25 protein-coding genes are annotated in these 25,450 nt (G+C 65.8%); 8 read left to right on the plus strand and 17 right to left on the minus strand.

Annotation, left to right across the window (positions count from 1 at the left end; translation table 11 throughout):
* Positions 1 to 36: 36 nt before the first annotated feature.
* The 9 genes from ACQR1H_RS17530 to ACQR1H_RS17570 all read right to left on the minus strand — a co-directional run bounded on the left by ACQR1H_RS17530 (position 37) and on the right by ACQR1H_RS17570 (position 10,017).
* A complete protein-coding gene (locus ACQR1H_RS17530; RefSeq protein ID WP_316178064.1) occupies positions 37 to 870 on the minus strand; it encodes a DeoR/GlpR family DNA-binding transcription regulator in 834 nt (277 codons plus the stop codon).
* A 150-nt stretch (positions 871 to 1,020) separates the two neighbouring features.
* Positions 1,021 to 1,212, minus strand: a complete 192-nt coding sequence (locus ACQR1H_RS17535; protein WP_315802729.1) for a hypothetical protein — start codon at positions 1,210 to 1,212, stop codon at positions 1,021 to 1,023.
* Between the two features lie 159 nt (positions 1,213 to 1,371).
* Entirely contained in the window at positions 1,372 to 1,614 is a 243-nt protein-coding gene (locus ACQR1H_RS17540) for a hypothetical protein (RefSeq protein ID WP_315802728.1), read from the minus strand.
* Positions 1,615 to 1,989: 375 nt separating this feature from the next.
* Positions 1,990 to 2,409 carry an acyl-CoA thioesterase gene (locus ACQR1H_RS17545; RefSeq protein ID WP_316217371.1) on the minus strand — a complete coding sequence of 140 codons (420 nt, stop codon included), beginning with the start codon at positions 2,407 to 2,409 and terminating at the stop codon, positions 1,990 to 1,992.
* Between the two features lie 52 nt (positions 2,410 to 2,461).
* Positions 2,462 to 3,085: a flavin reductase family protein gene (locus ACQR1H_RS17550; RefSeq protein WP_434882551.1), complete on the minus strand. Its 624-nt coding sequence runs from the start codon at positions 3,083 to 3,085 to the stop codon at positions 2,462 to 2,464.
* Between the two features lie 139 nt (positions 3,086 to 3,224).
* Complete coding sequence (locus ACQR1H_RS17555) at positions 3,225 to 3,833, minus strand: TetR/AcrR family transcriptional regulator (protein WP_315802870.1); 609 nt, start codon at positions 3,831 to 3,833, stop codon at positions 3,225 to 3,227.
* A 24-nt stretch (positions 3,834 to 3,857) separates the two neighbouring features.
* Complete coding sequence (locus tag ACQR1H_RS17560; protein ID WP_315802725.1) at positions 3,858 to 6,998, minus strand: efflux RND transporter permease subunit; 3,141 nt, start codon at positions 6,996 to 6,998, stop codon at positions 3,858 to 3,860.
* A 137-nt stretch (positions 6,999 to 7,135) separates the two neighbouring features.
* Positions 7,136 to 8,242 (minus strand): efflux RND transporter periplasmic adaptor subunit, encoded by a 1,107-nt coding sequence (locus ACQR1H_RS17565; RefSeq protein WP_434907917.1) that lies wholly within the window; start codon positions 8,240 to 8,242, stop codon positions 7,136 to 7,138.
* Positions 8,243 to 8,685: 443 nt separating this feature from the next.
* Complete coding sequence (locus ACQR1H_RS17570) at positions 8,686 to 10,017, minus strand: MFS transporter (RefSeq protein ID WP_434907918.1); 1,332 nt, start codon at positions 10,015 to 10,017, stop codon at positions 8,686 to 8,688.
* Positions 10,018 to 10,143: 126 nt separating this feature from the next.
* On the opposite strand from ACQR1H_RS17570, the gene ACQR1H_RS17575 reads away from it, so the two are divergent.
* On the plus strand, positions 10,144 to 10,578 hold the full coding sequence (locus tag ACQR1H_RS17575; RefSeq protein ID WP_434907919.1) for a DUF2809 domain-containing protein: 435 nt from the start codon (positions 10,144 to 10,146) through the stop codon (positions 10,576 to 10,578).
* Positions 10,579 to 10,614: 36 nt separating this feature from the next.
* Here the strand turns inward: ACQR1H_RS17575 and ACQR1H_RS17580 are convergent, their stop codons facing one another.
* From ACQR1H_RS17580 to ACQR1H_RS17600, 5 genes are all read right to left on the minus strand, one after another.
* A complete protein-coding gene (locus tag ACQR1H_RS17580; protein WP_316178048.1) occupies positions 10,615 to 11,577 on the minus strand; it encodes an alpha/beta fold hydrolase in 963 nt (320 codons plus the stop codon).
* A gap of 48 nt (positions 11,578 to 11,625) precedes the next feature.
* Entirely contained in the window at positions 11,626 to 12,183 is a 558-nt protein-coding gene (locus ACQR1H_RS17585) for a TetR/AcrR family transcriptional regulator (RefSeq protein WP_434887406.1), read from the minus strand.
* 126 nt (positions 12,184 to 12,309) lie between these two features.
* A complete protein-coding gene (locus ACQR1H_RS17590; RefSeq protein WP_434907920.1) occupies positions 12,310 to 13,482 on the minus strand; it encodes a winged helix-turn-helix domain-containing protein in 1,173 nt (390 codons plus the stop codon).
* A 74-nt stretch (positions 13,483 to 13,556) separates the two neighbouring features.
* Positions 13,557 to 13,787 (minus strand): hypothetical protein, encoded by a 231-nt coding sequence (locus ACQR1H_RS17595; RefSeq protein WP_315802718.1) that lies wholly within the window; start codon positions 13,785 to 13,787, stop codon positions 13,557 to 13,559.
* Positions 13,788 to 13,922: 135 nt separating this feature from the next.
* The gene (locus tag ACQR1H_RS17600; protein ID WP_434907921.1) at positions 13,923 to 14,096 is read right to left on the minus strand and encodes a hypothetical protein; all 174 of its coding nucleotides are present in this window, start codon (positions 14,094 to 14,096) and stop codon (positions 13,923 to 13,925) included.
* A gap of 75 nt (positions 14,097 to 14,171) precedes the next feature.
* Here ACQR1H_RS17600 and ACQR1H_RS17605 point away from each other — a divergent pair, with 75 nt between their 5' ends.
* A complete protein-coding gene (locus ACQR1H_RS17605) occupies positions 14,172 to 14,813 on the plus strand; it encodes an OmpA family protein (RefSeq protein WP_434907922.1) in 642 nt (213 codons plus the stop codon).
* Positions 14,814 to 14,879: 66 nt separating this feature from the next.
* On the opposite strand, the gene ACQR1H_RS17610 is transcribed toward ACQR1H_RS17605, so the two are convergent.
* The gene (locus ACQR1H_RS17610) at positions 14,880 to 16,208 is read right to left on the minus strand and encodes a phospholipid carrier-dependent glycosyltransferase (RefSeq protein ID WP_434907923.1); all 1,329 of its coding nucleotides are present in this window, start codon (positions 16,206 to 16,208) and stop codon (positions 14,880 to 14,882) included.
* 139 nt (positions 16,209 to 16,347) lie between these two features.
* On the opposite strand from ACQR1H_RS17610, the gene ACQR1H_RS17615 reads away from it, so the two are divergent.
* The 5 genes from ACQR1H_RS17615 to zigA all read left to right on the plus strand — a co-directional run bounded on the left by ACQR1H_RS17615 (position 16,348) and on the right by zigA (position 23,110).
* Entirely contained in the window at positions 16,348 to 17,049 is a 702-nt protein-coding gene (locus tag ACQR1H_RS17615; protein WP_315802715.1) for a FecR family protein, read from the plus strand.
* Entirely contained in the window at positions 17,046 to 18,218 is a 1,173-nt protein-coding gene (locus tag ACQR1H_RS17620; protein WP_434907924.1) for a hypothetical protein, read from the plus strand. The genes ACQR1H_RS17615 and ACQR1H_RS17620 overlap by 4 nt, the downstream gene beginning before the upstream one ends.
* Before the next feature lie 150 nt (positions 18,219 to 18,368).
* Entirely contained in the window at positions 18,369 to 19,820 is a 1,452-nt protein-coding gene (locus ACQR1H_RS17625) for an MATE family efflux transporter (protein ID WP_434907925.1), read from the plus strand.
* Positions 19,821 to 20,104: 284 nt separating this feature from the next.
* Positions 20,105 to 21,334 carry a TadE/TadG family type IV pilus assembly protein gene (locus tag ACQR1H_RS17630; RefSeq protein WP_434887400.1) on the plus strand — a complete coding sequence of 410 codons (1,230 nt, stop codon included), beginning with the start codon at positions 20,105 to 20,107 and terminating at the stop codon, positions 21,332 to 21,334.
* A gap of 570 nt (positions 21,335 to 21,904) precedes the next feature.
* Entirely contained in the window at positions 21,905 to 23,110 is a 1,206-nt protein-coding gene (zigA, locus tag ACQR1H_RS17635) for a zinc metallochaperone GTPase ZigA (RefSeq protein ID WP_434907926.1), read from the plus strand.
* Positions 23,111 to 23,260: 150 nt separating this feature from the next.
* Here the strand turns inward: zigA and ACQR1H_RS17640 are convergent, their stop codons facing one another.
* On the minus strand, positions 23,261 to 23,779 hold the full coding sequence (locus ACQR1H_RS17640; RefSeq protein WP_315802710.1) for a cupin domain-containing protein: 519 nt from the start codon (positions 23,777 to 23,779) through the stop codon (positions 23,261 to 23,263).
* A gap of 149 nt (positions 23,780 to 23,928) precedes the next feature.
* On the opposite strand from ACQR1H_RS17640, the gene ACQR1H_RS17645 reads away from it, so the two are divergent.
* Positions 23,929 to 24,144, plus strand: coding sequence for a CsbD family protein (locus ACQR1H_RS17645; RefSeq protein ID WP_316178028.1), 216 nt, complete (start codon positions 23,929 to 23,931; stop codon positions 24,142 to 24,144).
* Between the two features lie 375 nt (positions 24,145 to 24,519).
* On the opposite strand, the gene ACQR1H_RS17650 is transcribed toward ACQR1H_RS17645, so the two are convergent.
* On the minus strand, positions 24,520 to 24,978 hold the full coding sequence (locus ACQR1H_RS17650) for an FKBP-type peptidyl-prolyl cis-trans isomerase (RefSeq protein ID WP_316178026.1): 459 nt from the start codon (positions 24,976 to 24,978) through the stop codon (positions 24,520 to 24,522).
* Between the last annotated feature and the right edge of the window lie 472 nt (positions 24,979 to 25,450).

Genomic DNA, 25,450 nt, shown 5'->3' on the forward strand with positions numbered 1-25,450 from the left:
AACCGGGATCAAGGAGCCTGCGAGAGTGGCGGAAAGTCAGGCGCGGCGGAGCACGGCGGACCCCGCCGTTTCGGTTGCCTCTGCGGCGTCGTCGGCATCGTCGGCGGGCATCGCCGAGACCACCTCGATGCCGCGGCTATGGCAGAGGCTCGCCAGTCCGTCCGGCAGGGGGCGGTCGGTGACGAAGGTCTGGATCTGGCTGAGATGGGCGATGCGCACCGGCGCGCTGCGGTGGAGCTTGGTGGAATCGGCGACCAGCATCACGCTGCGGGCATTGGCGATGATCGCCTGCGCAACCTGGACCTCGCGATAGTCGAAGTCGAGCAGCGCGCCCTCCTCGTCGATCGCGGACGCGCCGATGATCGCGTAGTCGACCTTGAACTGGCCGATCAGTTGCGTCGCGGTCGATCCGATGACGCCGCCGTCCGAGCGCCGCACGGTGCCGCCGGCCACGATCACCTCGATGCGCGGATGCGGATAGAGCAGCATCGCGACGTTGAGATTGTTGGTGATGACGAGCAGGTCCTGGTGCGACGACAGCGCGCTCGCCACCTCCTCCGTCGTGGTGCCGATATTGATGAACAGCGAGGAGCCGTTCGGAATCCGCGCGGCTGCGACCGCACCGATCGCCTTCTTCTCGTCGGCAGCGACGAAGCGCCGCGCCTCGTAGGCGAGATTCTCGACCCCGGAGGCGATGATGGCCCCGCCATGAATGCGCGTCAGCGCGCGCTGCTCGCACAGATCGTTGAGATCCTTGCGGATGGTCTGGGCCGAGACCTCGAAGCGGCGCGCGAGATCCTCCACCATGACGCGGCCGGAGGCGCGGGCGATGTTGAGGATGTCGGTCTGGCGTTGGGACAGGACGGCCATGGCAAGCTTTCAGGACAAGCTGCACCATGGTGATGCTGATCGAGTCAAGCGTCAATCGGCGAAGCATTGGGCGCATCGCAGCAATCGCTCGCCCCGGAGCAGCTCAGACGCGGCCTTGGTCCGGCCTACGTCCACGTGCGCCGAGCTCGCTCAGGCGGCTGCGCTCAGCTCACCGGTCACGAGCCGAATCGCGGCGCGTTCGGCTTCGCGGGCATTGCGAAACACCTGGCCCTCGAGGGCATTGAAGCGATGGGACGCCGCGAAGAAGCGAAAGCCGCCGCGGTCGCGGATGACGATCCCCGCCGCCTGGGAGCTGACCTCGATGATATAGGTTTCGGACATTGCGCAATCCCGTCGTTCATTCCGGGGCGTATAACCGAGCTCCATGACGAATGTTCCGTGCAGGGAGCCCCGGCTATTCCGACGTGAATGCAAACAGGAAATTGTGTGGATGTTATGTTGGCTGCGCTGCACGCCCTCACGCCGTGACGCCTTGCCGAATCAGTGCGGATCATCCGGGACGAGCGTCGCCTTGTGCAGCGATGCATCGGCTCCGCCGAGACAGTGTTGATGCCGACCGAGCAACTGATAGATCGTGCGCAGATCCCTCAACACCTCGACGTGATGTTCACGAAACGCGCTGAGCTGATGCTCGTAGACGCCAATCCTGCGCTCGGCATGGAGGAGCCGCTGCTGCAGCTTCTTCAGCACCTGCAAGGTCAGTTTCTCGTCGACGTCCGACATGGACTTCCTCCCACCCTGTTCGCGCAACATGCCCCCACCATTTCCCCTGTGCCGGCAATTTTTTCCGGCTGGCATTTTTTGCCTTGTTGGTCGGAAACGGACTGTCGTGATTGCTGTCCGTCCGGCGGCGCGCCACTCGAAGCGCGCAATACGGCAGAGACGCGGCAACGCGCATTCAAGCAACCAGAACTTGCAAACATCGTAAAGACGCCTGCCCTGTGGACAGGACGTAGATCGCGCGAGATTGATCGGCGCAGTCGTCGCGCGAACGTGCGCGAATAAACGCGCACCGCCGGATGCCGGTTCCTATGCCGACCGAGCGGCATATGCCGCGCATTAACGGAGGTTATTTGCGGCCGCCGACGGCGAATGTGATCAGGTCGCGATCACGCCATCACGCTGGATCGGCTGCGGCCGGCCGCCGTCATCGATCGAGACGTAGGTGAAATTGCCGTCGGTGACGAGGATCGGCTGCTCTTCCTTGCGGCGAAGCACCCAGGCTTCGAGCCGCACCGTCATCGACGTGCGGCCGACGCGGACGAGATGTGCGTAGACCGACACGAGATCGCCGACATAGACCGCCTTGCGGAAGTTCATCGCCTCGATCGCGACCGTGACCGTGCGCGACTTCGCGACCTTGGCGGCGAACACGCCGCCGCCGACGTCCATCTGGCTGAGCAGCCAGCCGCCGAAGATGTCGCCATTGGCGTTGGTGTCGGCCGGCATCGCCAGGGTGCGGATGCAGAGATCGCCGCGAGGTTCGGTCGGCGCGGCTTGGACGGTCGCTTCGGTCACGTCGGATGGTCTCCAGTTGCGGGAGCGTTCAAGAAGGCGCCAAGCAGGGCCGTCAGTCCGGCCTCGCCATTTCGAACATCGCCTCCTGCATGATCTCGAAATAGTCGCCGCGACGGCCGGCGCGGACGATCGGATGCGCGAGCGCTGTCTGGTAGACACCGTCCTTGATCAGCGTCTTGTCGATATGCACGCCGACCACCTCGCCGAGCGTCAGCCAGGCCTGGGCCTTGGTGCCGTCGGCGCCCTGCAGCTGGATGATCTGCGTCACCTTGCACTCGAACGCGACGGGGCTTTCGCCGACCCGCGGCACGTTGACGAACTTGCAAGCGACCGGCGTCACGCCCGCGAGCTTGAACTCGTCGACCTCGCGCGCGACATGCGCGGCGGTCGCATTCATCTGCGTCGCAAGGTCGCGCGTCACCAGGTTCCAGACGAACTCGCCGGTGTCCTGGATGTTGGCGACCGAATCCTTCCACTGCGTCGAGGAGAAGCCGATGATCGGCGGCGTGTAGTTGAACGCATTGAAAAAGCTGTAGGGCGCAAGGTTGACGTGCCCATCAGGATCACGCGACGAGATCCAGCCGATCGGACGCGGCGCGACGATGGCGTTGAAGGGATCGTGGCGCAGGCCGTGGCCGTTCTTCGGTTCGTAGAAATGCAAGTCGCGTTCGATCACGCCGTCGTCTCCTAAGCAGCAGTCATTCCGGGGCGCCTCGCGCGACAAAAATGGCGAAGCCACTTTGATCGGAAGAGGCGAACCCGAAATCTCGAGATTCCGGGTTCGATGCTTCGCATCGCCCCGGAATGACTGCAACCTAGACCGCAGCGCCCCTGGAACCAAGCCCTGCCAGCACGAAATCGATCATCTCGTCGATCGTCGGGCCCGGCTTGGTCGCGCATTGCGCGATCATCTGCGGATGGAAGAAGCGCATCATCGCGGTCGTCGCACATTTTGCCGCCAGCGTCAGGTCGGTGACCGCGAATTCGCCGGACGCCGCGCCCTGCCCGATCACGCGGCCGATGATCTCGGTGATCAGCAGCATGTGCGCCTCGCAGACGTCCCAGCTCTCCTCCATCGCCACCGCGACCATCTCGTGCAGCTTGTTGTCGCCGACATAGCGCTCGGTGTTCATGCGATGGATCGTGCCGAGCAGCTCGCGCAGCCGCGGTGCCGCCGGACCGGGCCGCTCCGCGATCGCGATGGCGGCCGCCTCGACCTGGGCCATCAGCGTGCGGGCGACCCCCCGGTGGATCGCCTTCTTCGAGTCGAAGAACCGGTAGACATTCGCCGGGCTCATGCGGAGCTCCTTGGCGATGTCGGCGACGGTCGTCTTCTGGTAGCCGATCTGTCGAAACAGGCGCTCAGCAACGACGAGAATGCGCTCGTGCGTGTCGGATTCGATATGGTCGGAAACCAGGGTCATCATGCCTGCGATCTTGTTGATCCTTCATTCGGCGGCCTCGGCCAGAGGAAGCGAAGGCCTCGGCACGTCAACGTGCTGCGCTGCGGAATGATCCGCGTCTTTCGCTCCGCGCTCGTCCAGACTCTTGCGGAACCATAGGGCATACAATCCAGGCAAGTACAGCAGCGTCAGGAAGGTTGCAACGAACAACCCGCCCATGATGGTGATCGCCATCGGGCCCCAGAACGCCGAGCGCGACAGCGGGATCATGGCCAGGATCGCCGCCAGCGCGGTCAGCACCACGGGGCGGGCGCGGCGCACCGTGGCCTCGATGATCGCGTCCTTGCGGGTCAGGCCATGGGCGACGTCGGTCTCGATCTGATCGACCAGGATCACCGCGTTGCGCATGATCATGCCGGCGAGGGCGATCAGGCCGAGCAGCGCGACGAAGCCGAACGGCGCGTTGGCGACATTCAGTCCGAGTGACGCTCCGACGATGCCGAGCGGCGCGGTCAGGAACACCAGGATCAGCCGCGAGAAGCTCTGAAGCTGGATCATCAGCAAGGTCAGCATCACGATGACCATCAGCGGAAACAGCACGAAGATCGAGGCATTGCCCTTCGCTGATTCCTCGAACGCGCCGCCGGCCTCGATCCGGTAGGCGGGCTCGAGGTGGTTGCGGATATCCTGCAGTTTCGGCGAGATCTGGTTGGTGACATCAGGCGCCTGCACGCCATCGGCCACGTCGGCGCGCACCGTAATCGCCATGTCGCGGTTGCGCCGCCACAGGATCGGCTCCTCGTGGGAATATTCGATCTTGGCGATCTGCTGCAGCGGCACCGCCACGCCGTTCTTCGAGGTGATGGTGAGGTCGCCGACATGGGCGAGATCCAGCCGTTCGGACGGCGCAGCGCGGGCGACGACGCCGACCTTCTCGATGCCGTCACGAATGGTCGTGACCTGCACGCCGGAGATCAGCATCGCCAGCGACTGCGACACGTCCTGCGGGGTCAGGCCGAGCGCACGGGCACGATCCTGGTCGACGACCAGCTTGAGGTAAGGCGACTGCTCGTTCCAATCGAGCTGCGGATCCCTGACATTCGGGTTCTGGCGCATGACGTCACGCACCTGATGGGCGATCTCGCGCACCTTGGCCGCATCGGGACCGATGACGCGGAACTGGACGGGGAAGCCGACCGGCGGACCGAAATTAAAGCGATCGACGCGGACGCGCGCTTCGTTCAGCTCGCCGTTCGCAGCCGCGGTCTCGATCTTGGCCTTGATGCGCTCGCGCGCGGCGACGTCCTTGGCGACGATCACGATCTCGGCGAAGGCCTCGTTCGGCAGTTGCGGGTTGAGGCCGAGCCAGAAGCGCGGCGAGCCCTGCCCGACATAGGCGGTGTAGGTCTCGATGTCCTTGTCGTCCTTCAGCAGCGCCTCGGCCTCGCGCGCCGCCTTCTCGGTGACACCGAACGCGGTGCCCTCCGGCAGCCGCAACTGCAGGAACAGCTCGGGGCGTTCCGACAGCGGGAAGAACTGCTGCTGGACGTGGCCGAAGGCGACGATCGATGCCGCGAACACGCCGACCGTCGCGGCGACGGTGGTGATGCGGTGATCGACGCACCAGCGCACGATGGCGCGCAGGCCGCGATACATGCGCGTGTCGTAGACCGCGTGCTCGTCATGGCCGTGATGGGCCTTCATGTCCGGCAGCAGCTTGACGCCGATATAGGGCGTGAAGATCACCGCGACGAACCACGACGCGACCAGCGCGATGGCGACGATCCAGAAGATGCTGCCGGCATATTCGCCGACCGCGGAATTGGCGAAGCCGATCGGCAGGAAGCCGGCGGCCGTGACCAGGGTGCCGGTCAGCATCGGGAACGCGGTGGACTCCCACGCGAACGACGCCGCGCGCATCCGGTCCCAGCCCTGCTCCATCTTCACCACCATCATCTCGACCGCGATGATGGCATCGTCGACCAGAAGGCCGAGCGCAATGATGAGGGCACCAAGCGAAATGCGGTGCAGGTTCAGCCCCATGATGTTCATGACGATGAAGACGAGCCCCAGCACCAGCGGCACCGACAGCGCCACGACGATGCCGGTGCGCCACCCCAGCGCCAGGAACGACACGAACAGCACGATCACCAGCGCCTCGACGAACGAATGCACGAACTCGCTGACGGCGTGCTCGACCACCTTGGGCTGGTCGGCAATCTGCTCGATCTCGATGCCCTGCGGCACGGCCTTCATGAAGTCGTCGGCCGCGGCGTGGACCTCCTTGCCGAGCTCCAGGATGTTGGCCTCCTTGGCCGTGACGACGCCGATGCCGAGCGCAGGCTTGCCCTCCTGCCGGACCTTGAAGCTCGGCGGATCGACGTAGCCGTGAGTGACGGTGGCGATATCGCCGAGCCGGAACACCCGGCCGTTGCTTTCGACCGGCGTCTCCGCCACCGCCTTGGCGCCATCGAGCGCGCCGGTGACGCGCAGTGGCACGCGCTGCGACGAGGTCTCGACCGTGCCGGCCGGTGTCACATTGTTCTGCTTGGCAAGCGAATCGAACAGCGCCTGCGGCGTGATGCCGAGCGTGGCGAGCTTGGCATGGCTGAACTCGACATAGATGCGCTCGTCCTGGGTGCCGTAGAGATTGACCTTGGTGACGCCGGCGACCTTCAGCAGGCGCTGGCGCAGACCTTCGGCGGTCTTCTTCAATTGCGCATAGTCGGCGCCGTCGCCGGTCATCATGAACAGGATCGAATCGACGTCGGAGAACTCGTCATTGACGAACGGACCGACGATGCCCGACGGCAGCGAGGACTGCACGTCGTCGAGCTTCTTGCGGATCAGGTAGAACAGATGCGGCACCTCCTTCGGCGGCGTCGAATCGCGGAAGGTCACCTGCATCGCGGTGAAGGCCGGCTTCGAATAGGTCTGCACCTTCTCGAAATAAGGCAGCTCCTGCAGCTTCTTCTCGATGGGGTCGGCGACCTGGCTCTGCATCTCCACGGCCGTCGCGCCCGGCCACATCACCGAGACGTTGACGACCTTGACGGTGAAGAACGGATCTTCGGCGCGGCCGAGCTTCTGATAGGAGAAGAAGCCGGCGACGCCGAGCGCAATGATCAGGAACAGCACCAGCGGCGGATGATTGACCGCCCAGGCCGACAGGTTGAACCGCTTCATGGGTGCTCTCCGATGATCCGATGCCGTATGCGAGATCGATTTGCTAGAGATCGTCATTCCGGGGCGATGCGCAGCATCGAACCCGGAATCTCGAGGTTCCGGGTTCGCACTGCGTGCGCCCCGGAACGACAGCAGAGCTAGAACGTCAGCGCCGAGACCACCCGCACCTTCTGCGCGGGATCGATCTTCTGCACGCCGAGCGCCACGACCTTCTCGCCTTCGTCGACGCCTGACGTGACCAGCACGTCCTTGCTGTCGTAGGATTTCACCTTCACCGGCTTGAGCGACACCTCGCCTTTGTCGTTCACCACGTAGAGCGAGGGCTCGCGGCCCTCGCTGAACAGCGCCGACAGCGGCAGCCGCGCGACGCGCGTGGTGGCGGGATCGGCGAGCGTCAAGGTCGCGGTCATGCCGAGCGAGACGGCTTCGCCGGCGTCCGGCAGCGAGAACTTGGCAAGATAGGTGCGCGTGGCGGGATCGGCGGCCGGCGCGATCTCGCGCAGCTTCGCCGCATATTTCTTGTCGGCGTCCGACCACAGCGTGACGTAGGCGCTGCCGGTCTTGGCGCGTTCGAGCAGCGTCTCCGGGATCGCGACCACCGCCTCCTTCTCGGCGAAGCGCGCGACACGGATCGCGGCCTGGCCGGCGGCAACCACCACGCCCGGCTCGATCATGCTCGCGGTGACCACGCCGCGCGCATCCGCAACCAGCGTCGCGTAGGACAGCGAGTTGCGGGTCAGTTCGACCGAGCGTTCGGCACGGTTGAGCCGTGCCCTCGCCTCGTCGGCGGACGCCCTGGCCTGATCCATCTGGGCATCCGTGGTCCAGCCCTTGGCCCGCAGCTCCTTGGCGCGGGTCTCGGCGGCGGACGCCTGCGCCAGCACGCCGGTGGCAGCGCGGAATTCGGCTTCAGCCTGCTCGGCCTGGAGCTTCAGGTCGACCTCGTCGAGCGTGGCCAGCGGCTGGCCGACATCGACAGTCTGGCCGACCTCGACCAGGCGCTTGGCGACCTTGCCGGCGACGCGGAAGCCGATATCGGCCTCGATGCGCGGCCGGATGGTGCCGACGAAGCTGCGCTCCGGCGTCTCGGCCTCGTAATGCACGGGCGCGACCAGCACCGGCCTGACAGGCTCGGCCTTCTGGGCGGCGGTTTCATTGCACCCGGCCAGGGCGACGGCCATGGTGGCCAGCGCAAGACCGGTCAACAGCTTGGAATAGCTCGCGAAAATCAGGCGGATCAACATGGGGCACCCTCGCTGCAGTTGCGAGCAAGTGTCGAATGTCGAGTGACGATTGTCAATATTCGTCAGTGATCATGACTTCGTGAACATCTGGACACGTTGCCGCGGGTGCTCAGGCGGTCGGCAGGCAGCCTGTCGGGGACTCCCGTCATTCCGGGGCGACCGCGCGAGCGGTCGAACCCGGAATCCGAGGTGGTTGGCACGATCCTCATCATCTCGAGATTCCGAGTTCGGTCGCTGCGCAACCGCCTCGGAATGACGTGGCTGATGCAGCACCTCAACGAACGTCTGCACGGCCGCCGCGGATCGCACCCGCCTCACCCCGCGGAGCGCGCGTGCCCTTGCTGGGGCAACGACAACAAAGAGCCCGGTCGAGACCGGGACCTTCGTCGCACTCAGCCGATGGGCGGTTTCAGGTCTGCAATCGTCAGCCGATTGTGCGGTCGCTATTCCGCCGGCGCCTGGCCTGCGAATTCGACCTTGCTCTCATGGCCGCCGAAGAACACCAGCAGCCCGGCGATCAGCGGCAGCACCGACAATGCGAGCAGGCCGTGGGTGGTGGAGCCGGTGGTGTCCTTGATCCAGCCGACCAGATAGGGGCCGCCGAAGCCCGCGAGATTGCCGATCGAGTTGATCAGCGCGATGGCGCCGGCCGCGGCCGTGCCCGACAGCCACGCCGTCGGCAAGGTCCAGAACACGCCAAACACGCAGAACACGCCGATCGCCGCAACCGTCAGCGCGACCATGGTGAGCGTGGGATCGCCGATCACGCTCGAGGCGGCCAGCGCCACCGCGATCAGGATCAGTGGCGCGCCGACATGCACGACGCGCTCGCGCGTCGCATCAGAATGCCGCGCCCACAGAATCATCGCCACGGTGCCGAACGCATAGGGGATCGCGGTGACGAAGCCGGTCTGGACATTGGTCAATCCGAATGCCTTGACGATCTGCGGCAGCCAGAACTGCATGCCATAGAGCGCGCCGACGAAACCGAAATAGATCAGGCTGAGCACGATCACCTTGGGCGACGACAGCGCCTCACCGAGCGTCATGTGTCCGGCGGCCTGCTTCGCCGCGGTCTCGGCCTCGAGCTTTGCCGCGAGCCAGGCCTTCTGCTCCGCCGACAGCCAGGTCGCGTGCTCCGGCCGGTCGGTCAGGTAGAACCAGGTGACCACGCCGAGGATGACCGAGGGGATGCCCTCGATGATGAACAGCCACTGCCAGCCCTGCAGTCCCATCAGGCCGTGCAGGCCGAGCAATAGGCCCGACACGGGCGCGCCGATCACGGTCGAGATCGGCACGGCGACCGCAAAGGCGGCGAGGAAACGCGCGCGATACTGCGCGGGGTACCAGTAAGTGAGATAGAGGATGATGCCGGGGAAGAAGCCGGCCTCGGCGACGCCGAGCAGGAAGCGCAGCGTGTAGAAGCTCCAGGGGCCCGAGACCAGCGCCATCAGCGCCGAGATGATACCCCAGGTCACCATGATGCGGGCGATCCAGCGGCTCGCGCCGAACTTCTCCAACGCCAGATTGCTCGGCACCTCGAAGATGAAATAGCCGATGAAGAAGATGCCGGCGCCCCAGGCGAACACCAGCGGCGAGAACTTCAGCTCCGCATTCATGGTCAGCGCGGCGAAGCCGAGATTGACCCGGTCGAGATAGGAGAAGAAATAGGCCAGCACCAGGAACGGAATCAGCCGCCAGGAGATCGCGCGGATGGTCGCGGCCTCGATATCGGAGCGGCCACGCGCGGCCGGGGTGGTGGCGGACGGACTCATCGATCTCCTCCCGGGAGTTCTGGACATTGATAGTTGAAGGCGGTGTTGAGCATCGGTCGTGGCAAGTCAATCGGAAAGCCTGACATCCCACAGCCCGTCGGCGCATCGCGGGGGCGCGGCACGCGCATGACGCCCTCCTCCCCCGAGGTGCTCACCCGCACTGACAGGCGCCGCCGCGCAGCACGAGCGCTCGCGATGGCGCTGATCGTGATCGTGGTCGGGCTCGAGCTCCGCTTCCACGGTCTCGGTCTCGGCCTTCCCGCCTTCATCGTCAAGTATGGCGGCTCCGTGCTCTGGGCGACGATGCTCTATATGCTGCTCGTCGCGCTGCTGCCGCGGATGTCGCCGTGGCAGATCGGCGGGCTCGCGCTCGCCGTCACCGTGATCGTCGAGGGCAGCCGTCTGGTCCACACGCCGTGGCTCGACAGCTTCCGCCTGACGCTGACGGGCGCGCTGCTGCTCGGCCGCATCTTCTCGCTGTGGAACATTGCGGCCTATGTGGTCGGCATCCTCATCGGCGTCTGGATCGACCGGATGGCGATGCGGCCGGCTTCGACATAGGCTTGCCCCGGGCAAGCTACGACATCGCGCGAGAGCTCAGCCCGACGCGGTACCGACGCGGCTGAAAAAGGCGTTCAGCTCCTCGGCCAGAACGGCAGGCTGCTCTTCCGGGATGTAGTGGCCGCACGAAGATATGGTGATGCCCTCGACGTGATCAGCGACCTCCCTGAGCGGCGCGGCCATGTCCACGATCGATCCCTGGTCGGCGTCGACGGCCAGCACCGGCGGCTTCAGCTTGCCCCGGGCTTTCAGCTCGCGATTCTGGAGCGCGGACAGTGCGGCGGCACGATAATAGGCGAGCCCGGCGCGCAAGCCGCCGGCCTTGGTCAGCACCCGGGCGTATTCGTCGAGATCGCTTTCGGAGAAGGCTTGGGGATTGGCACCTTTCCGCCGCAGGAACCAGGCGAGATAGTCGCGTTCGCGACCGTGGATCAGCATCTCCGGGAGATCCGCGACGGCGTGGAACGCGAAGTGCCAGGTGCGCCACGCGCGGTCGGGCGTGAACGGCAGCGCCTCCGGCAAGGTGACGCCGGGAATTCCCGCGTCGAGCAGGGCCAGGCTGCGCACCTCGGCTTCGAACAAGGCCGCATAGGGATAGGCCACCCACGCGCCGATATCGTGCCCCACCAGATGATAACTGGTGAGGCCGAGTTGCTGCAGCAGGCGATGCACCGCCGTCGCCAGGGCCTGCGTGTCGTAGCCGTCGGCCGGCCGGTCCGAGTCACCCTGCCCTGGGACATCGACGGCAATGACCCGATACCGCGACCCGAGCAGCGGCATGACCTTGCGCCAGGCAAACCAGCTTTCGGGAAAGCCGGCGAGCAGCACCACGACATCGCCAGCCGGCGGGCCACCGCTGACATAGTGCAGCCGGACGCCGTCGACGGTTTCGAAGCGATGGGTGAATCCCGGCAGCGACGGCTCGGCGCGACTGAACGGCTCCGCCGCGACCAGCCGCGGTGGAGTTTTGGCAGGGATGGCGTTCATCAACTCGGGCATTGATCACTCTCCTATTTTAGAACAAACGTTTCCTATTTCGGCACGACATCATGCGAGCAACGCCGCGGCCTGATTTGCGACGCTCATCATCTCGCTCCTTGCACGCCCCGTCTTGCCAACCACCCGCAGCCCTTGGATCACGCAGAAGAGCGCGCCCGCGACGGCTTCCGGGTCGAGCGCCGGCCGGATCGATCCGTCGGCCTGTCCCAACTTGATCAGGTCGCGCAACAAGGTCTCAACCCGGCGCAACGCCCCCCGGACCTTGGCGGCAGCCTCCGCATCCAAGGTAGCGAGTTCGGTCGCGCTGGTGACGACGAGGCAGCCGCGCCGGCCTTCGCTGTCGCTGGCGGATTCCGCGTAGAACTGCAGCAAGGCCTTGAGCTTGTCGCATCCGCTGTGGTGTGGATCGAGGCAGTCGCGAACCTGCCGGTCGCGGCGCGCGATGTAGTGATCGAGCGTCGCCAGAAAGATCGCGTGCTTGTCCACGAAGGCCTTGTAGAGGCTTCCGGTGGTGAGCTTCATGGCAGCGCGCAATTCGGCCAGCGACGCGCCGTGGTAGCCGCGCTCGCTGAAGACCACCAGGGCCCTGTTCAGGGCAGTGTCCATATCGAACTCGCGCGGCCGACCGGGCCCGCGGCGCTCGGATGAATTCGTTTGTGACCGCGTCATTCCTCCTTTTAGGAAACATTCGTTTCCAAATCAAGAGCACGAAGGAACTCGCCGGCGGAAAGGTCAGTCTCCAAGTTGAAAGCGCTGGAACCGGTGCAATTCGTCCTCGATCTGCCGCTTCAGCGCCTTGCGCAGCTCGCCACGCGCGGCCTTGCCCGGGCCGACCCAGCTCCATTTCTGCATCAGGAGCTTGCCGTTCTGGCGGTCGGTCTTGAGGTCGAGCGCGGCGACGATCTCGTCGCCGACCAGGACGGGCAGCGCGAAATAGCCGAACAGGCGCTTGTCCTTCGGGACATAGGCCTCGAAGCGATGATCGTAGTCGAAGATCGCCTGCGTCCGCTTGCGCTGGATGATCAGCGGATCGAACGGCGACAGGATGTGCACGCGCGCCGGATCGATTTCAACCGGCTCGTCCAACGCTGCTGGCGTCGCCCAGTGCTCCTGCTTGCCGGCGCCCTCCACCGTCACCGGCAGCAGTTCGCCGCGCTGGACCCTGGCATCGATGACCCGGCGCACCGCGGCCTTGCTTGGCGCATTGAGATGGCAGAGCGAATCGAGGCTGACGACGCCTTGCGCGCGCAAGCCGCGGTCGAGCAGATAGGCTGCGATCTCGCGATCGTTGGCGCCCTTCGGCAGCCGTTCCCAGCCGAAATGCCGGGTGGTGAGGTCGTAGGTCTTGAGCATGCCGTCGCGGCCCGACACCGTCAGCACGCCCTCGTAGAAGCCGAGCTGCAGCGCGCGCTTCGACGGCTTGCGGCTGGCCCAGGCGTGGTCCTTCTCGCGCAGCACGTCGTCGTCGATGTCGCGGATCGTCAGCGCGCCACCTTGGCGGATCAGCCGCATGACCTTGCGCGTATCCTCCGGCTTCACGGTCGTGAGCCAGCGATGGCCCTCGCGGCGGTGGCGGCGCATCGCCGGCACGAAGTAGCGGAAATCCTGCACCGGAATATAGGACAGCGCGTGGGTCCAATATTCGAACACGGTCTTGTCCGCGCTCTGCGCCTGCCTGAGATCGGCGCGGCGATAGGCGGGAATGCGGCTGAACAGGATGTGGTGGTGGCAGCGCTCGATGACGTTGATGGTGTCGATCTGCACATAGCCGAGATGGGCGATGGCGGCGGCAACGGCCTCGGGGCCCGCGCCGAAAGGCGCCTCGGCATCGAGCCGCTGCGCGCGCAGCCAGATGCGGCGCGCCTGCGGCTTGGAGAGCGGGATGGGCGTGGAAACGGCGGGCATGCCGCGCAATGGTGCGAGATTCGCCCCCGCTCCCGCAACGGCGAATCAGGCCGACGGGAACCCCTTGCGGAACCTCAAGGCTTGGACTTGTCCGGAATGCTGCCGGTGGCGATCTCGGCCTTGCAGCTGGCGCGGCCGGGATCGGGCGCACGGCATTTGTAGATGCGGCCGGTCAGGCGGTCGACCAGCCAGGCCGTATCCTCGGAGGGACTTTCCAGGCCGACATAGCGGTTGCCGACGGCCGTGAACAGCGTCGACAGCAGGATCGATGCGGCAATGATCCCTGCTCCAATCAGCGTCGACATGGAACCGGATGATCCCGCCTGATCCTGGCTGCTCGCCCGATGGGACTGATAGTCGCGCCTGTGCGATGGGTTGAACACGGCTCTGCTTTTCTGTTCGCGTTTCTTGACTACGAATCCACTCGCCGTTCGCGTCCCTTAGGTTTGCGATTTTTTCCTGGCGAGCGCTATCCGGTAGAACCGCATCTGGCCGATTTGTTGTTCGCGGACCGGCCAGCTGCCGATCGCTTTGCGGCAGCGCGCGGCGCGTCCCGCAGACCACTCGCTTCGCCCCTCGAGGGCCGCCCGGCCCGACAACGTGACGTCGATCACATTGGACGCTTTGAACCCGTTCTATCGTTCACGCATCCAATGGCCATAGGGCATGACGACCCGAGGATAACGACGATGACCCCATATTTTGGACGTTTTGCAGTTCAGGCGGCGGCGTTCTCCGCGATGCTGGCGATCGGCGCAGGCACCGCTCTCGCCGGCGAGGCCGTGTCGGCCGACAAGATCCTCAACGCGCTGAAGCCGAAGGCCGTGACGCGCGGCATCTCGATCGGACCGCAGGTGAACCCGCAGGCCGACACGGCGACGCAGGCGGCCTTCATCGACAGCATGCGCAACCGCAAGACCCGCTCGCTGTCGCTCGGCGAGCGCGAGCAGATCGCCGAGATCGCGGCGACCAAGCCCAAGATCGATCTCGAGATCCAGTTCGACTACAATTCGGCCGACATCAGCAAGGCCTCGATGCCGGCCGTGCAGGAGCTCGGCAAGGCGCTGTCCGATCCGAACCTGAAGGGCTCGACCTTCGTGGTCGCCGGCCATACCGACGGCATCGGTAGCGACGGCTTCAACCAGGATCTCTCCGAGCGCCGCGCCGACACCATCAAGCGCTATCTGGTCGAGAAGTTCGCCCTCCCCGGCCAGGACCTCGTCACGGTCGGCTACGGCAAGACCAAGCTCAAGGACGCGGCCAACCCGGCCGATCCGCTCAACCGGCGGGTCCAGGTCGTCAACATGGACACCAAAACCGCGGCGAAGTGAGCGCTCCGCCGCGCATCGCCCCGCCTGCTTACGGTCCCTGGCGGGCGGGGCGCTTTTTGTCCGCGTTCAGATCCAGCTCTGGAACAGCATCAGCCGGGTGAAGGTCTGCATCGTCGTGCCGATGAAGGCGGCGCTGATCGGCAGCATCGCGACGAAGCCCAGGATCGAGACGGCGACATAGCTCACCAGCACCCAGCGCGGCCAGCGTCGCAGCGCATGGACGAGCGCGAGGCTCGCCAGCGTCGCCGACGGCAGGTAGTAGTAGATGAAGCTTAGCGCGCGCGGCAGCAGCGCCCAGGGCAGATAGCAGCCGAGATAGAACGCCAGGATCAGGAACGCCGTCGCGCTGCGCGTCGCGATGAAATCCCGGGCGCAGATCGCGAGCGCGGCCAGCGCCGGCCACAGCACCAGCGGATTGCCGAGCAGCACCACCGCGGCGATGTCGGTGTCACCATTCTTGTCGAACAGGAACCAGACCGGACGGACCAGCAGCGGCCAGGTCGGCCACGCGCTCATATAGGTGTGGCCGGCGATCGCCGTGGTGACGCTGTCGGCGAAGATGCGCCGCTGCGCCTCGAAGATGCCCATGACGGACAGGCCGTGCAGCGGGACGAAGGTCGCGAGATAGCAGACAGTAGGCATCGCGACGAGGCACAGCACGATCTGCAGCCAGCTCAGTTGCGGCCATTGCTCGGGCCGATACCAGTCGGTCGGCTCGCCATCGCCGAACGAGGTCTGCCAATGCTGCAACAGCTTGATGAGACCGACGATGAGAAGCGCCGTCAAGAGCGGAAACAGCCCGCTCCATTTGCAGGCGATCGCAAGGCCGAACAGCGCCCCCGCCAGCGCGAACACGACCTGCGGCCGGCGCTGCCTGAACGAAAACAGGAACGCCGCGATCCCGAGCAGGCTGAAGGCGAGCGCGCCGATGTCGAGCATCGCGATGCGCGCCTGGACGAACAGCATCTGGTTGAAGGCCGCGAGCAGCGCCGCCGCGATGGCGGGCCATTGCGCCGCGAACAGCGCCAGGCCGCACAGATAGATCGCGGCGACGGCGAGCCCGCCGAGCACGGTACCGGGATAGCGCCATGCGAAGGCATTGTCGCCGAACGTCCTGATCGACAGCGCGATCAGCTCCTTGGCGAGCGGCGGATGCATCGGGTTGAGCTGCGGCGTCGCCGGCCCCAGTCCCAGCATCTGCCGCGCCGCCGGCACGTAATGCACCTCGTCGAAGACGAATTTCGGCGGCGAGGCGAGCCCGATCATCAGCACGACGTGCGCGATCGCGAAGATCAGCAACGCCGTCATCACGCCGCGGCGGACCGACGGAGCGCCATCCTGCGCAACCTCGCCGTCATCTTCGTCGTCATCCCGGCGAGCAGCAGATACCTTCATGGGCCTCCGCGTTGAACTGATCCCACGGTGACGGCAACTAACCACCGAACGGTCATCGAGGCAAACTTGTGCCCATTTTACAACAACCCCGCGCGCCGTCTTCGGCTAGATTGAGCAGGGAACGACCTTCGGTGTGGATATGAGCCTGCGTCGCCGAACCTGTGTTGCTGCGATCTCGGCCGCCGCCCTGCTGGGCGTCGCGGGCGGCGCGAGCGCCGACGGCCGCATCGGCGAAGCCGTGCTGGTGCAGAAGGACGTGCTGCGCGTTGCAGGCGCGTCGAGCAGCCCGATCAATGTCGGCGACGGCGTCGTACGCAACGAGACCGTGCGCACCGGCAATGACAGCGCCGCGCGGCTCGTCATGATCGACAGCACCAATCTCTCGCTCGGCGCCAACGCCACCCTGACGCTCGACCGCACCGTGTTCAACGACGAGACCAGCTATCGCGACATCGCGATCCGGCTCGGCACCGGCGCGTTCCGCTTCGTCACCGGCCATTCCGAGAAGACCGCCTACAAGATCAACACGCCGCTCGCGACCATCGGCGTGCGCGGCACCATCCTCGACATCCGCTCGCAGCGCGGCCAGACCATGGTCGTGCTGCAGGAAGGCGCGTCGCGGGTCTGCACCCTCACCTTCCAATGCCTCGAGCTGACCCAGCCCGGCGACACGGCCATCATCACCGCAACCGGCAACGGCAGGAGCACGATCAAGAAGACCAGCAATCCGTCCTGGAGCTTTGCGGCGAGCTGCGCGTCGACATCGGGCCTCTGCACGGTCACCGATCTCGCCAGCAATGCGCCGCCGCAGGACTTCACCGGCATCCTGTGCGGGCGATGACGATGAGGACGCGACGCGGTCAGCTTGCTCTCCTGATGACGGCCATCGCCGGCGGGCTGCTCGCGCTCGCCCTGCAAGCCGCGCCGGCCGCCGCGCAGAGCAATTGCGGGGTGGACAACTTCGCGGCGGCGCCGTGCCCGACCCCGTCGCCGTCTCCGACCTCCTCGCCCACCGCGACGCCGACGCCGTCGGCCACGCCGACATCGACCGCCAGTCCGACGCCGACGCCGACGCCCTCGCCCTCGAGCACGCCGACCCCGTCGCCGTCGCCCACCGGCGCGGGAAACAGCGCCAACGCGATCAACAGCCTCGCCGACCAGCGCTTCAACCAGATGATCACCAACCGCGTGCTCGGGCTGGTGCTGCTCGGCGTCAATGAGCAGGTCAACTGCAGCGACTGCGTCAGCGCGTTCGGCTCGGCCGGCTCGTTCTCGGCGGGCATCCATGGCCGCAAGCAGCTCACCAGCAATCTGGCGCTGCTCGCCGGCCTCGCCTACACGCACTACGACGAGAACGGCTATCACGTGACGTCTGCGCCGATCGGCGCCTTTGCGCTGCGCTACGACTTCGCCGACTGGGGCTCGTCGCGGCCGTTCTTCGACGTCGGCACGATCCTGACGCCCTATGAGCGCGTGCGCTACGGCCGGAGCTATGCGACGAGCCTCGGCAACGTCACCGTGGACGGCACCACCACGGCATCGAACTACGCGGTCTATGGCCGCGCCGGCTGGATCAGCCGGTTCTCGCCGCGCGACGAGCTCGCGGCCTCGGTCGAGCTGTGGCAATTGTGGCAGCACGTCGCCGGCTATCGCGATCCCACGGTAGCCTTCAACCCGTTCGACGCGACGATCGCCGGCGGCACCGACCGCACCAGCCTGGTCAAGGTCGGCGGCCAGTGGACCCACCTGTTCGGCACGAGCATCGAGGCCAACATCAATGGCGGCTACGTCCAGTCGTTCGCGACCAGCTCCGGCATCGTCGCCACCGTCACCGGCAACGGCACGGTGACGCCGACCATGGGCAACCAGGGCTGGTTCGAATATGGCGGCCGGCTCGGCTTCCGCCTGCCGCAGGGCTGGATCGCCGACCTGTTCGTCAACGGCACGCTCGGCCCGCAGCCGGTCGGCAACACCATCCACGGCGGCATCGGCCTGCGCGTCCATTACTAGCGGGCCGCCCCGGCGCAGCGGATCACCCTGCTCCGCCAAATTTTCATGATCGGCCTGCGCCCGCGTCGCCTTGACCCGCGCCCGGCGGCGGACCTATTGAATGATGATCGTCATTTCAATGCAACGGCTCGCCAGGCGCGCGGAGATCCGATGGACGTTTCCACCCAGGCGACCAGCGAGGCCCGGCGTAGCGGCACGGCAGCTCCGGAGGCGCCAACGCCGCTTGCCACGCCGGCCCCGGCTCCGTCGCGCGCCAAGGCCGAATCGGTCCGCACGGCATTGCTCTCCGGCCCGGTGCTGCCGACGCTGTTCCGGCTGGCGCTGCCGACCATGACGGTGCTGGTGGCGCAGACCGCGGTCAACGTCGCCGAGGCCTACTACGTCGGCTTCCTCGGCACCGATGCGCTGGCCGGCGTCGCGCTGGTGTTCCCGATCTTCATGCTGATGACGATGATGTCCAATGGCGGCATCGGCAGCGGCGTCTCCTCGGCGGTGGCGCGCGCCGTCGGCGCCGGGCACAACGCCGATGCCGATGCCATCGCGTTCCATGCGATCGTGCTGGCGGTGATCGCCGGCGGCCTGTTCACGCTCGCGACCGCCCTGCTCGGCCCGGCCCTGTACCATGCGCTCGGCGGACGCGCAGGCGCGCTGGAGGCGGCGCTGCGCTACTCCAACTATCTGTTCGCCGGCGCCATCCCGGTGTGGATCGTCAACCTGCAGGCGGCGGCGCTGCGCGGCGCCGGCAATGTACGCGTGCCGGCGCTGGTCACCCTGGTCGGCGCGCTGGTCATGATCCCCGCCTCGCCGCTGCTGATCTTCGGCCTCGGTCCGCTGCCGGGGCTCGGCATCGCCGGCGCCGGCATCGCCTTCGGCCTGTATTACTGCGGCGCCATGCTGGTGCTGGTGCGCTATATGGCCTCCGGCCGCTCGAGCCTGCATGTGCGCGTGGCGCGGCTGCAGGCCCGGCTGTTCGCCGACATCCTGAGGGTCGGGCTGCCGACCGCGCTGAACGCGGTCATGGTCAATCTCACCGTCATCCTGGTGACCGCGCTCGCCGGCCGCTTCGGCACCTCCGAGCTCGCCGCCTATGGCATCGCCTCGCGGCTCGACTACATCATGATCCCGATCCTGTTCGGACTGTGCACGGCCACCCTGACCATGGTCGGCATCAACGTCGGCGCCGGCCAGCGCGGCCGCGCGCGCCGCATCGCCTGGATCAGCGCCCTGGCGGGCGCGGCGCTGGTCGGGACCATTGGCGTGATCGTGGCGCTGCATCCGCCGCTCTGGCTCGGCCTGTTCAGCCGCGACGCCGAGGTTGTGCGCGAGGGCGCGACCTATCTGCGCACCGTAGCGCCGGCCTACGCCGCGCTCGGCTTCGGCTTCGTGCTGGCTTTTGCCGGCCAAGGCGCGGGGCACGTGCTGTGGCCGTTCGTCGGCTCCGCCCTGCGCGTGCTGATCGCGGCGGGCGGCGGCTATGTCGCCATCGTCATGCTCGGCGGCGGCATGGCCTCGCTCGCCGCGATGGTCACGCTGTCGCTCGTCGCCTACGCACTCGTTTGCTGCCTCGTTCTCTCGCGCCGGATCTGGCGCTCGCGCGCTTAGCGGACACTAACCGGCAAGAGCAATTCAAACGACCTGCAACTCACAAGCGGCCACCGCCGAATACAAGCAATTCGCGCGGCTACTACCAGTGAGTGGTGCGAACGAGCACCTCTCGATGATCCGGCAAATACACTGATAACCTTCGGCTTCCGCAACGACGTCGCAGGGTTCCTTTACGGAACCGGATTCAGCATGCGGTAATGTCTGGCCGCCACTTCCTTGCAGCACGGGCTCGCATCCGCCGGCGTCGAGCCTCGGACAGCCATCAGCAGGAAGCGTTGCACATGACCGTATCGATTTCGTCGAAGACACTTCGCGATCTGGCATGGAGATTTGGCCGCGCGAAGGACGGCCAGATCAGCATGATCTTCGCCATCACCATCATCCCCATCCTGGTGTCGGTCGGCGCCGCCGTCGATTTCGCCAAGTCCAGCGACACCAAGGCGCAGCTCCAGAAGTCGGTCGATGCCGCGGTCCTCGCCGGCGTGACCCAGGCCAGCGCGCAGCAGGTCTCGACCGCGAGCGCGGTGTTCTCGGGCAGCTTCAAGGGCCGGTTCGGCACCGGCACGTCGGCGACCTTCACACCCAACGGCGACGGCTCGCTGTCGGGCACCGCGACGACCACGGTGAAGACCTCGTTCCTCAATGTCATGGGCACGACGTCGCTCGGCGTGACGGCGTCCGCTACGGCGAAAGCCGGTGCGCAGGCCAGGTCGCCGGTCTGCATCCTGCTGGTCAGCACCATCAACGCGCAATCGTTGCTGGTGAATTCCGGCGCCCAGCTCAATGCGCCGAGCTGCGAGGTTCACGTGCTGTCGACGCAGAGCCCGGCGGCGATGTTCAACGCCACGCTCAACGTCAAGCGCATCTGCATCAAGGGCACCAACATCACCAAGAACGGCGGCGTCACCCCGCCGGCCGAGACCGGCTGCGCCGCGATCGCCGATCCCTTCGCCGGCAAGCTGCCCGTCGTCACGGTGGGCGCGTGCACCACCAACAACAAGGTCTACGATCCCGGCTCGGTCACGCTCAGCCCCGGCGTGTATTGCGGCGCGACCAATTTCAACGGCTCCGGCACGCTGACGCTCAATCCCGGCCTCTACATCATCAAGGGCGGCGCGATGACCTTCAACTCGGGGTGGACGGTGACGGGCAGCGGCGTCACCTTCTACCTCGTCGACCAGAACGCGACGCTCACCTTCAACGGCAACGTCAATGCGACGCTGTCGGCGCCGACCAGCGGCACCTACGCCAACATCCTGATGTACGAGCCGTCAGGCCTGTCGACGACGAACCTGCCGATCAACGGCACCAGCAGCTCGTCCTACACCGGCCTGATGTACCTGCCGAGCCGCAACGTCACCATCAACTCGGTCTCGACCATGAGCAGCAACAGCGTCACGATGGTGTTCAACACGCTGATCCTCAACCAGACCAACTGGGCGATCGCGCCCGGCGCGCTGTCGATGTCGGCGACCAGCGGCCCGGCCGGCACGGCGTTTTTGTCGAAGTAGCTTGCTGCATATGAGGCACGCTCCAGCCGCAATGACGGTGCGCCCCCTCTCCCCGTTCTTCACGGGGAGAGGGGTGGGGTGAGTGGCAGCCGCACGAGCGGTTTGAGTCGATAGCCTCCACCCGTCTCACCTGAATCACAGAGGTTCGGATCACATCACGAACGTCCTCACGCCAAGAAAGAACGGACCTAACAACTAAGACTTCTTGTGTGGCTGCCCCTCACCCCGACCCTCTCCCCGTAAGAACGGGGAGAGGGAGCGCACCAGTCGTTGTTCTTGCAGCGTTGTTCTTGCAGCGTCGCTCCTGCAACATCGCTCAAGCGGATCGGTGTCCCGACGGTTCTAAAGCACACCGCTGAACCTGCTCTGCTCCTTGAGGCCGACGCCTGCCCCGCGCGTCCACAGCCCGCGGCAAGACCCCACGTCATCACGCCTCTCACACCTTTGTCACACACTCTCCCTTGACACCCAGCGCGACTTGAGATGATGTTATGTTATAACATAACGATTGAGGCCGCATGCCCGTTCGCCGGCACCGACCCCTTCCCCTGAAGAGGCTGTTCGATCTCGATGCGCAAACTCCCCGTCACGGTCTTGTCCGGCTTCCTCGGGGCTGGGAAGACCACTTTGCTGAACCACGTCCTGAACAACCGCCAGGGTCTGAAGGTGGCGGTGATCGTCAACGACATGAGCGAGGTGAACATCGATGCGGACCTCGTTCGCGATGGCGGTGCCAATCTGTCACGGACGGATGAGCAACTGGTCGAGATGACCAATGGCTGCATCTGCTGCACCCTGCGCGACGACCTGCTGAAGGAAGTCCGCACGCTGGCCGAGAGCGGTCGTTTCGACTATCTCGTGATCGAGGCCACCGGCATTTCAGAGCCGCTGCCGGTGGCGGCGACCTTCGACTTCCACGACGAGCATGGCATGAGCCTGTCGGATGTCGCGCGCCTCGACACGATGGTGACGGTGGTCGACGCGGTCAACCTGCTCAAGGACTATTCGTCGTCCGACTTCCTGACTGACCGCGGCGACCAGTTCGACGGCGACCGGCGCGCGCTGGTCGATCTGCTGGTCGAGCAGATCGAGTTCGCCGACGTGATCGTGCTCAACAAGGTCGACGATGCCAGCGGCGATCAGCGCGACGCCGCGCGCAAGATCATTCGCGCGCTCAATCCGGACGCCGACATCATCGAGACCAGCCAGGGCCGTGTGCCACTGGAGCGCGTGCTTGCGACCGGGCGCTTCGACTTCGACCGCGCCCAGCAGCACCCGCTCTGGTACAGCGAGCTCTACGGCTTCGCCGACCATGCGCCGGAGACCGAGGCCTATGGCGTAACGAGCTTCGTCTACCGCGCCCGGCGGCCGTTCATTCCGGCCCGCTTCGACCGGTTCCTGCGCGAATCCTGGCCGGGCGTGATCCGCGCCAAGGGCCATTTCTGGCTGGCGACCCGGCCGCAATGGCTCGGAGAGATCAGCCAAGCCGGCGCCATCGTCCGCACCAGCGCGCTCGGCTTCTGGTGGGCTGCGGTGCCGCAGAAATTGTGGCCCGAGGACCTCGACTGGCGCACGCGCATGCTCGGGCGCTGGGACGAGGTCTATGGCGACCGCCGCCAGGAGATCGTGTTCATCGGCAGCAACATGGATGAGGCGGGCCTGAGCGCGCGGCTCGACGCCTGCCTGCTGCCGGGGAAGCCTGCGATGGATGTCGCCGCATGGGCGCGGCTGTCGGATCCGTTTCCGGTCTGGCGCCGCGCCGACGAGGCGGCCTGATCGGCATTCATCCGAACTGCGGCTCGAGACAACGAACCGCGAGACACACGCGCGACAGTCGCCCCTGCTTCGCGTGTGAGAGGGAGGGCGGTATAGCCACTCCCTGCCCGGCGGAGCCGTCGCGAGACGGCTCCGCCATTTCCTTGATGGCTACGGCTTCGACTCGGCGGGATCGCGGTGCACCGGATCGATCCACAGCACCGTCTCCGGCTTCTCGACCGGCTCGATGTCGATGTTGATCGCGACCGCCTCGCCGTCGCTGCGCACCAGCACGCATTCCAGCACTTCGTCCGGGCTGGCGTTGATCTCCTGGTGCGGCACATAGGGCGGCACGAAGATGAAGTCGCCGGGGCCGGCCTCCGCGGTGAATTGCAGCCGATCGCCCCAGCGCATCCGCGCCTTGCCCTTGACGACGTAGATCACGCTTTCGAGATGGCCGTGATGATGCGCGCCGGTCTTGGCGTCCGGCCGGATCGTGACGGTGCCGGCCCACAATTTCTGCGCGCCGACGCGCGCGAAGTTGATCGCGGCCTTGCGGTCCATGCCCGGTGTCGACGGCACGTTGCCATCGAGCTGATGACCCGGAATGACGCGGACGCCGTCGTGCTTCCAGCGCTCGTCGCCGTGATCGTGGGAATGGCCGTGCGCGTGATCGTGAGAGCCTGACATGATTTTCTTCTCGGGATTTCGTCGGTTCGAGGGAACCGACAGTTCTTAGCCGAAATACCGCAACGAAGCTATTCGCAGTTCCGCGCGAACCTTTCTGCATTGGGTGCGTTGGGTCGGTGGAGTTCACACGAACAACGGAGGACGAAATCATGGGTGCCACCACCGACAAGATCAAGGGCGTCGCCAACGAGGCGATCGGCAAGGCCAAGCAGGGCATCGGCGAAGCCACCGGCAACGACCGTCTGCAGGGCGAAGGCGCGATCCAGGAAGTGAAGGGCAAGGGCCAGCAGGCGCTGGGCGATGCCAAGCAGGCGACCAAGGACGCGGTGAACACCGCCGCCGGCGCTGCGAACAAGAACCTCTGAGCAGGATCGGCGCGGTCGCTGAGGTCGCGCGATGACGATCTCCAGAAACTAACAAGACCGGCCCCTCGCGGGCCGGTCTTCGCGCCGTTGTTAGTTGACGACGAATAGCAACTATCGGCGTCTCAACCGGCGCCTATAAATGCGCCCTCTCCCCTTGTGGGAGAGGGCATGCAGGACAGTCCCCACAAGCTTCGTCGGGTGAGGGGTATCTCTCCCCGAGCGTCGCTCGCCGAAGGATACCCCTCACCCTATAGCGTTCGCGGATGGGCCGGTGATGTCCTCTCCCACCCTGGCGAAGCTCAGCTTCGCCTTGGGGGAGAGGACGCTGTATCGCACAGCACGCTTGCTGACCGAACCGCCGTCACTCGCCCAGACCTACTTCACGCCCAGCAGTTCGACGTCGAACATCAAGGTCGCGTTCGGCGGAATCACGCCGCCGGCACCGCGTGCGCCATAGCCGAGCTCGGGCGGAATGATCAGCGTGCGCTTGCCGCCGACCTTCATGGTGGCGACGCCCTCGTCCCAGCCGGCGATCACGCGCTTCATGCCGATCGGGAATTCGAACGGCTCGTTGCGATCCACAGACGAGTCGAATTTCTTGCCCTTCTGACCGTTCTCATAGAGCCAGCCCGTATAATGCATCACGCAGGTCTGACCGCGCGTCGGCGTCGCGCCGGTGCCTTCCTTGGTGTCGATGATCTGCAGTCCGGAGGGAGTGGTCATGGTCTTTCCTGTCGGTTGGGCGGAACTGGTCTGGGCCGAGACCGCGCGGGAGCCCAGCACGCCACCGGCCGCGGCCGATGCCGCCATCATCAGCGCAACTCTTCTGTTCATCGGACGCCGCATGCTCCAGACCGCCTCTGCTCGTTCACGGGAGCCGCGGTTTAGCCCAAGCGGGAGCGGCTGACCAGCCCGGCATCTGCTTCCGAAAAAAATAATCCTATTGCCAATAATCGGAAATCATGATTATCTCCGCGCATCCCGCCTCACCGCAGAGGGGCGTAGCGCGCGATCGTCACGACACGCGAGGCGGGGTGCGATGGCCGCGAGAGATCGCAGCATTCTCTTCGACGAGGATGCGGACGAACGATATCTTGCGGACGTGAAGTCGCAGCGTCCTGACACCCCGACGCTGGTGTCACCCGCGCGATGCGCAAGCATCGTCGCGGCATGGTGGCCAACAAGCCCGGCGCACCAGGGAGACTGCGTATAAGCGTGAAGACCGTCGCGCAGGGAATGCCGGAGTGTTCGGCTTTGCCTGTGGTACCTGCCGCCTGCATTTTTTTCGCAGGCGGGCCATGGGTGA

Source organism: Bradyrhizobium sp. HKCCYLRH2015, from assembly GCF_051168215.1.
Lineage (GTDB): Bacteria > Pseudomonadota > Alphaproteobacteria > Rhizobiales > Xanthobacteraceae > Bradyrhizobium.

Coding starts and splice junctions, on each gene's coding strand:
- ACQR1H_RS17530 (WP_316178064.1), bottom strand. CDS start 870: ATGGCCGTCCTGTCCCAACGCCAGACCGACATCCTCAACATCGCCCGC.
- ACQR1H_RS17535 (WP_315802729.1), bottom strand. CDS start 1,212: ATGTCCGAAACCTATATCATCGAGGTCAGCTCCCAGGCGGCGGGGATC.
- ACQR1H_RS17540 (WP_315802728.1), bottom strand. CDS start 1,614: ATGTCGGACGTCGACGAGAAACTGACCTTGCAGGTGCTGAAGAAGCTG.
- ACQR1H_RS17555 (WP_315802870.1), bottom strand. CDS start 3,833: ATGACCCTGGTTTCCGACCATATCGAATCCGACACGCACGAGCGCATT.
- ACQR1H_RS17560 (WP_315802725.1), bottom strand. CDS start 6,998: ATGAAGCGGTTCAACCTGTCGGCCTGGGCGGTCAATCATCCGCCGCTG.
- ACQR1H_RS17565 (WP_434907917.1), bottom strand. CDS start 8,242: ATGTTGATCCGCCTGATTTTCGCGAGCTATTCCAAGCTGTTGACCGGT.
- ACQR1H_RS17570 (WP_434907918.1), bottom strand. CDS start 10,017: ATGAGTCCGTCCGCCACCACCCCGGCCGCGCGTGGCCGCTCCGATATC.
- ACQR1H_RS17575 (WP_434907919.1), top strand. CDS start 10,144: ATGACGCCCTCCTCCCCCGAGGTGCTCACCCGCACTGACAGGCGCCGC.
- ACQR1H_RS17580 (WP_316178048.1), bottom strand. CDS start 11,577: ATGCCCGAGTTGATGAACGCCATCCCTGCCAAAACTCCACCGCGGCTG.
- ACQR1H_RS17585 (WP_434887406.1), bottom strand. CDS start 12,183: ATGGACACTGCCCTGAACAGGGCCCTGGTGGTCTTCAGCGAGCGCGGC.
- ACQR1H_RS17590 (WP_434907920.1), bottom strand. CDS start 13,482: ATGCCCGCCGTTTCCACGCCCATCCCGCTCTCCAAGCCGCAGGCGCGC.
- ACQR1H_RS17595 (WP_315802718.1), bottom strand. CDS start 13,787: ATGTCGACGCTGATTGGAGCAGGGATCATTGCCGCATCGATCCTGCTG.
- ACQR1H_RS17605 (WP_434907922.1), top strand. CDS start 14,172: ATGACCCCATATTTTGGACGTTTTGCAGTTCAGGCGGCGGCGTTCTCC.
- ACQR1H_RS17610 (WP_434907923.1), bottom strand. CDS start 16,208: ATGAAGGTATCTGCTGCTCGCCGGGATGACGACGAAGATGACGGCGAG.
- ACQR1H_RS17615 (WP_315802715.1), top strand. CDS start 16,348: ATGAGCCTGCGTCGCCGAACCTGTGTTGCTGCGATCTCGGCCGCCGCC.
- ACQR1H_RS17620 (WP_434907924.1), top strand. CDS start 17,046: ATGACGATGAGGACGCGACGCGGTCAGCTTGCTCTCCTGATGACGGCC.
- ACQR1H_RS17625 (WP_434907925.1), top strand. CDS start 18,369: ATGGACGTTTCCACCCAGGCGACCAGCGAGGCCCGGCGTAGCGGCACG.
- ACQR1H_RS17630 (WP_434887400.1), top strand. CDS start 20,105: ATGACCGTATCGATTTCGTCGAAGACACTTCGCGATCTGGCATGGAGA.
- zigA (WP_434907926.1), top strand. CDS start 21,905: ATGCGCAAACTCCCCGTCACGGTCTTGTCCGGCTTCCTCGGGGCTGGG.
- ACQR1H_RS17640 (WP_315802710.1), bottom strand. CDS start 23,779: ATGTCAGGCTCTCACGATCACGCGCACGGCCATTCCCACGATCACGGC.
- ACQR1H_RS17645 (WP_316178028.1), top strand. CDS start 23,929: ATGGGTGCCACCACCGACAAGATCAAGGGCGTCGCCAACGAGGCGATC.
- ACQR1H_RS17650 (WP_316178026.1), bottom strand. CDS start 24,978: ATGAACAGAAGAGTTGCGCTGATGATGGCGGCATCGGCCGCGGCCGGT.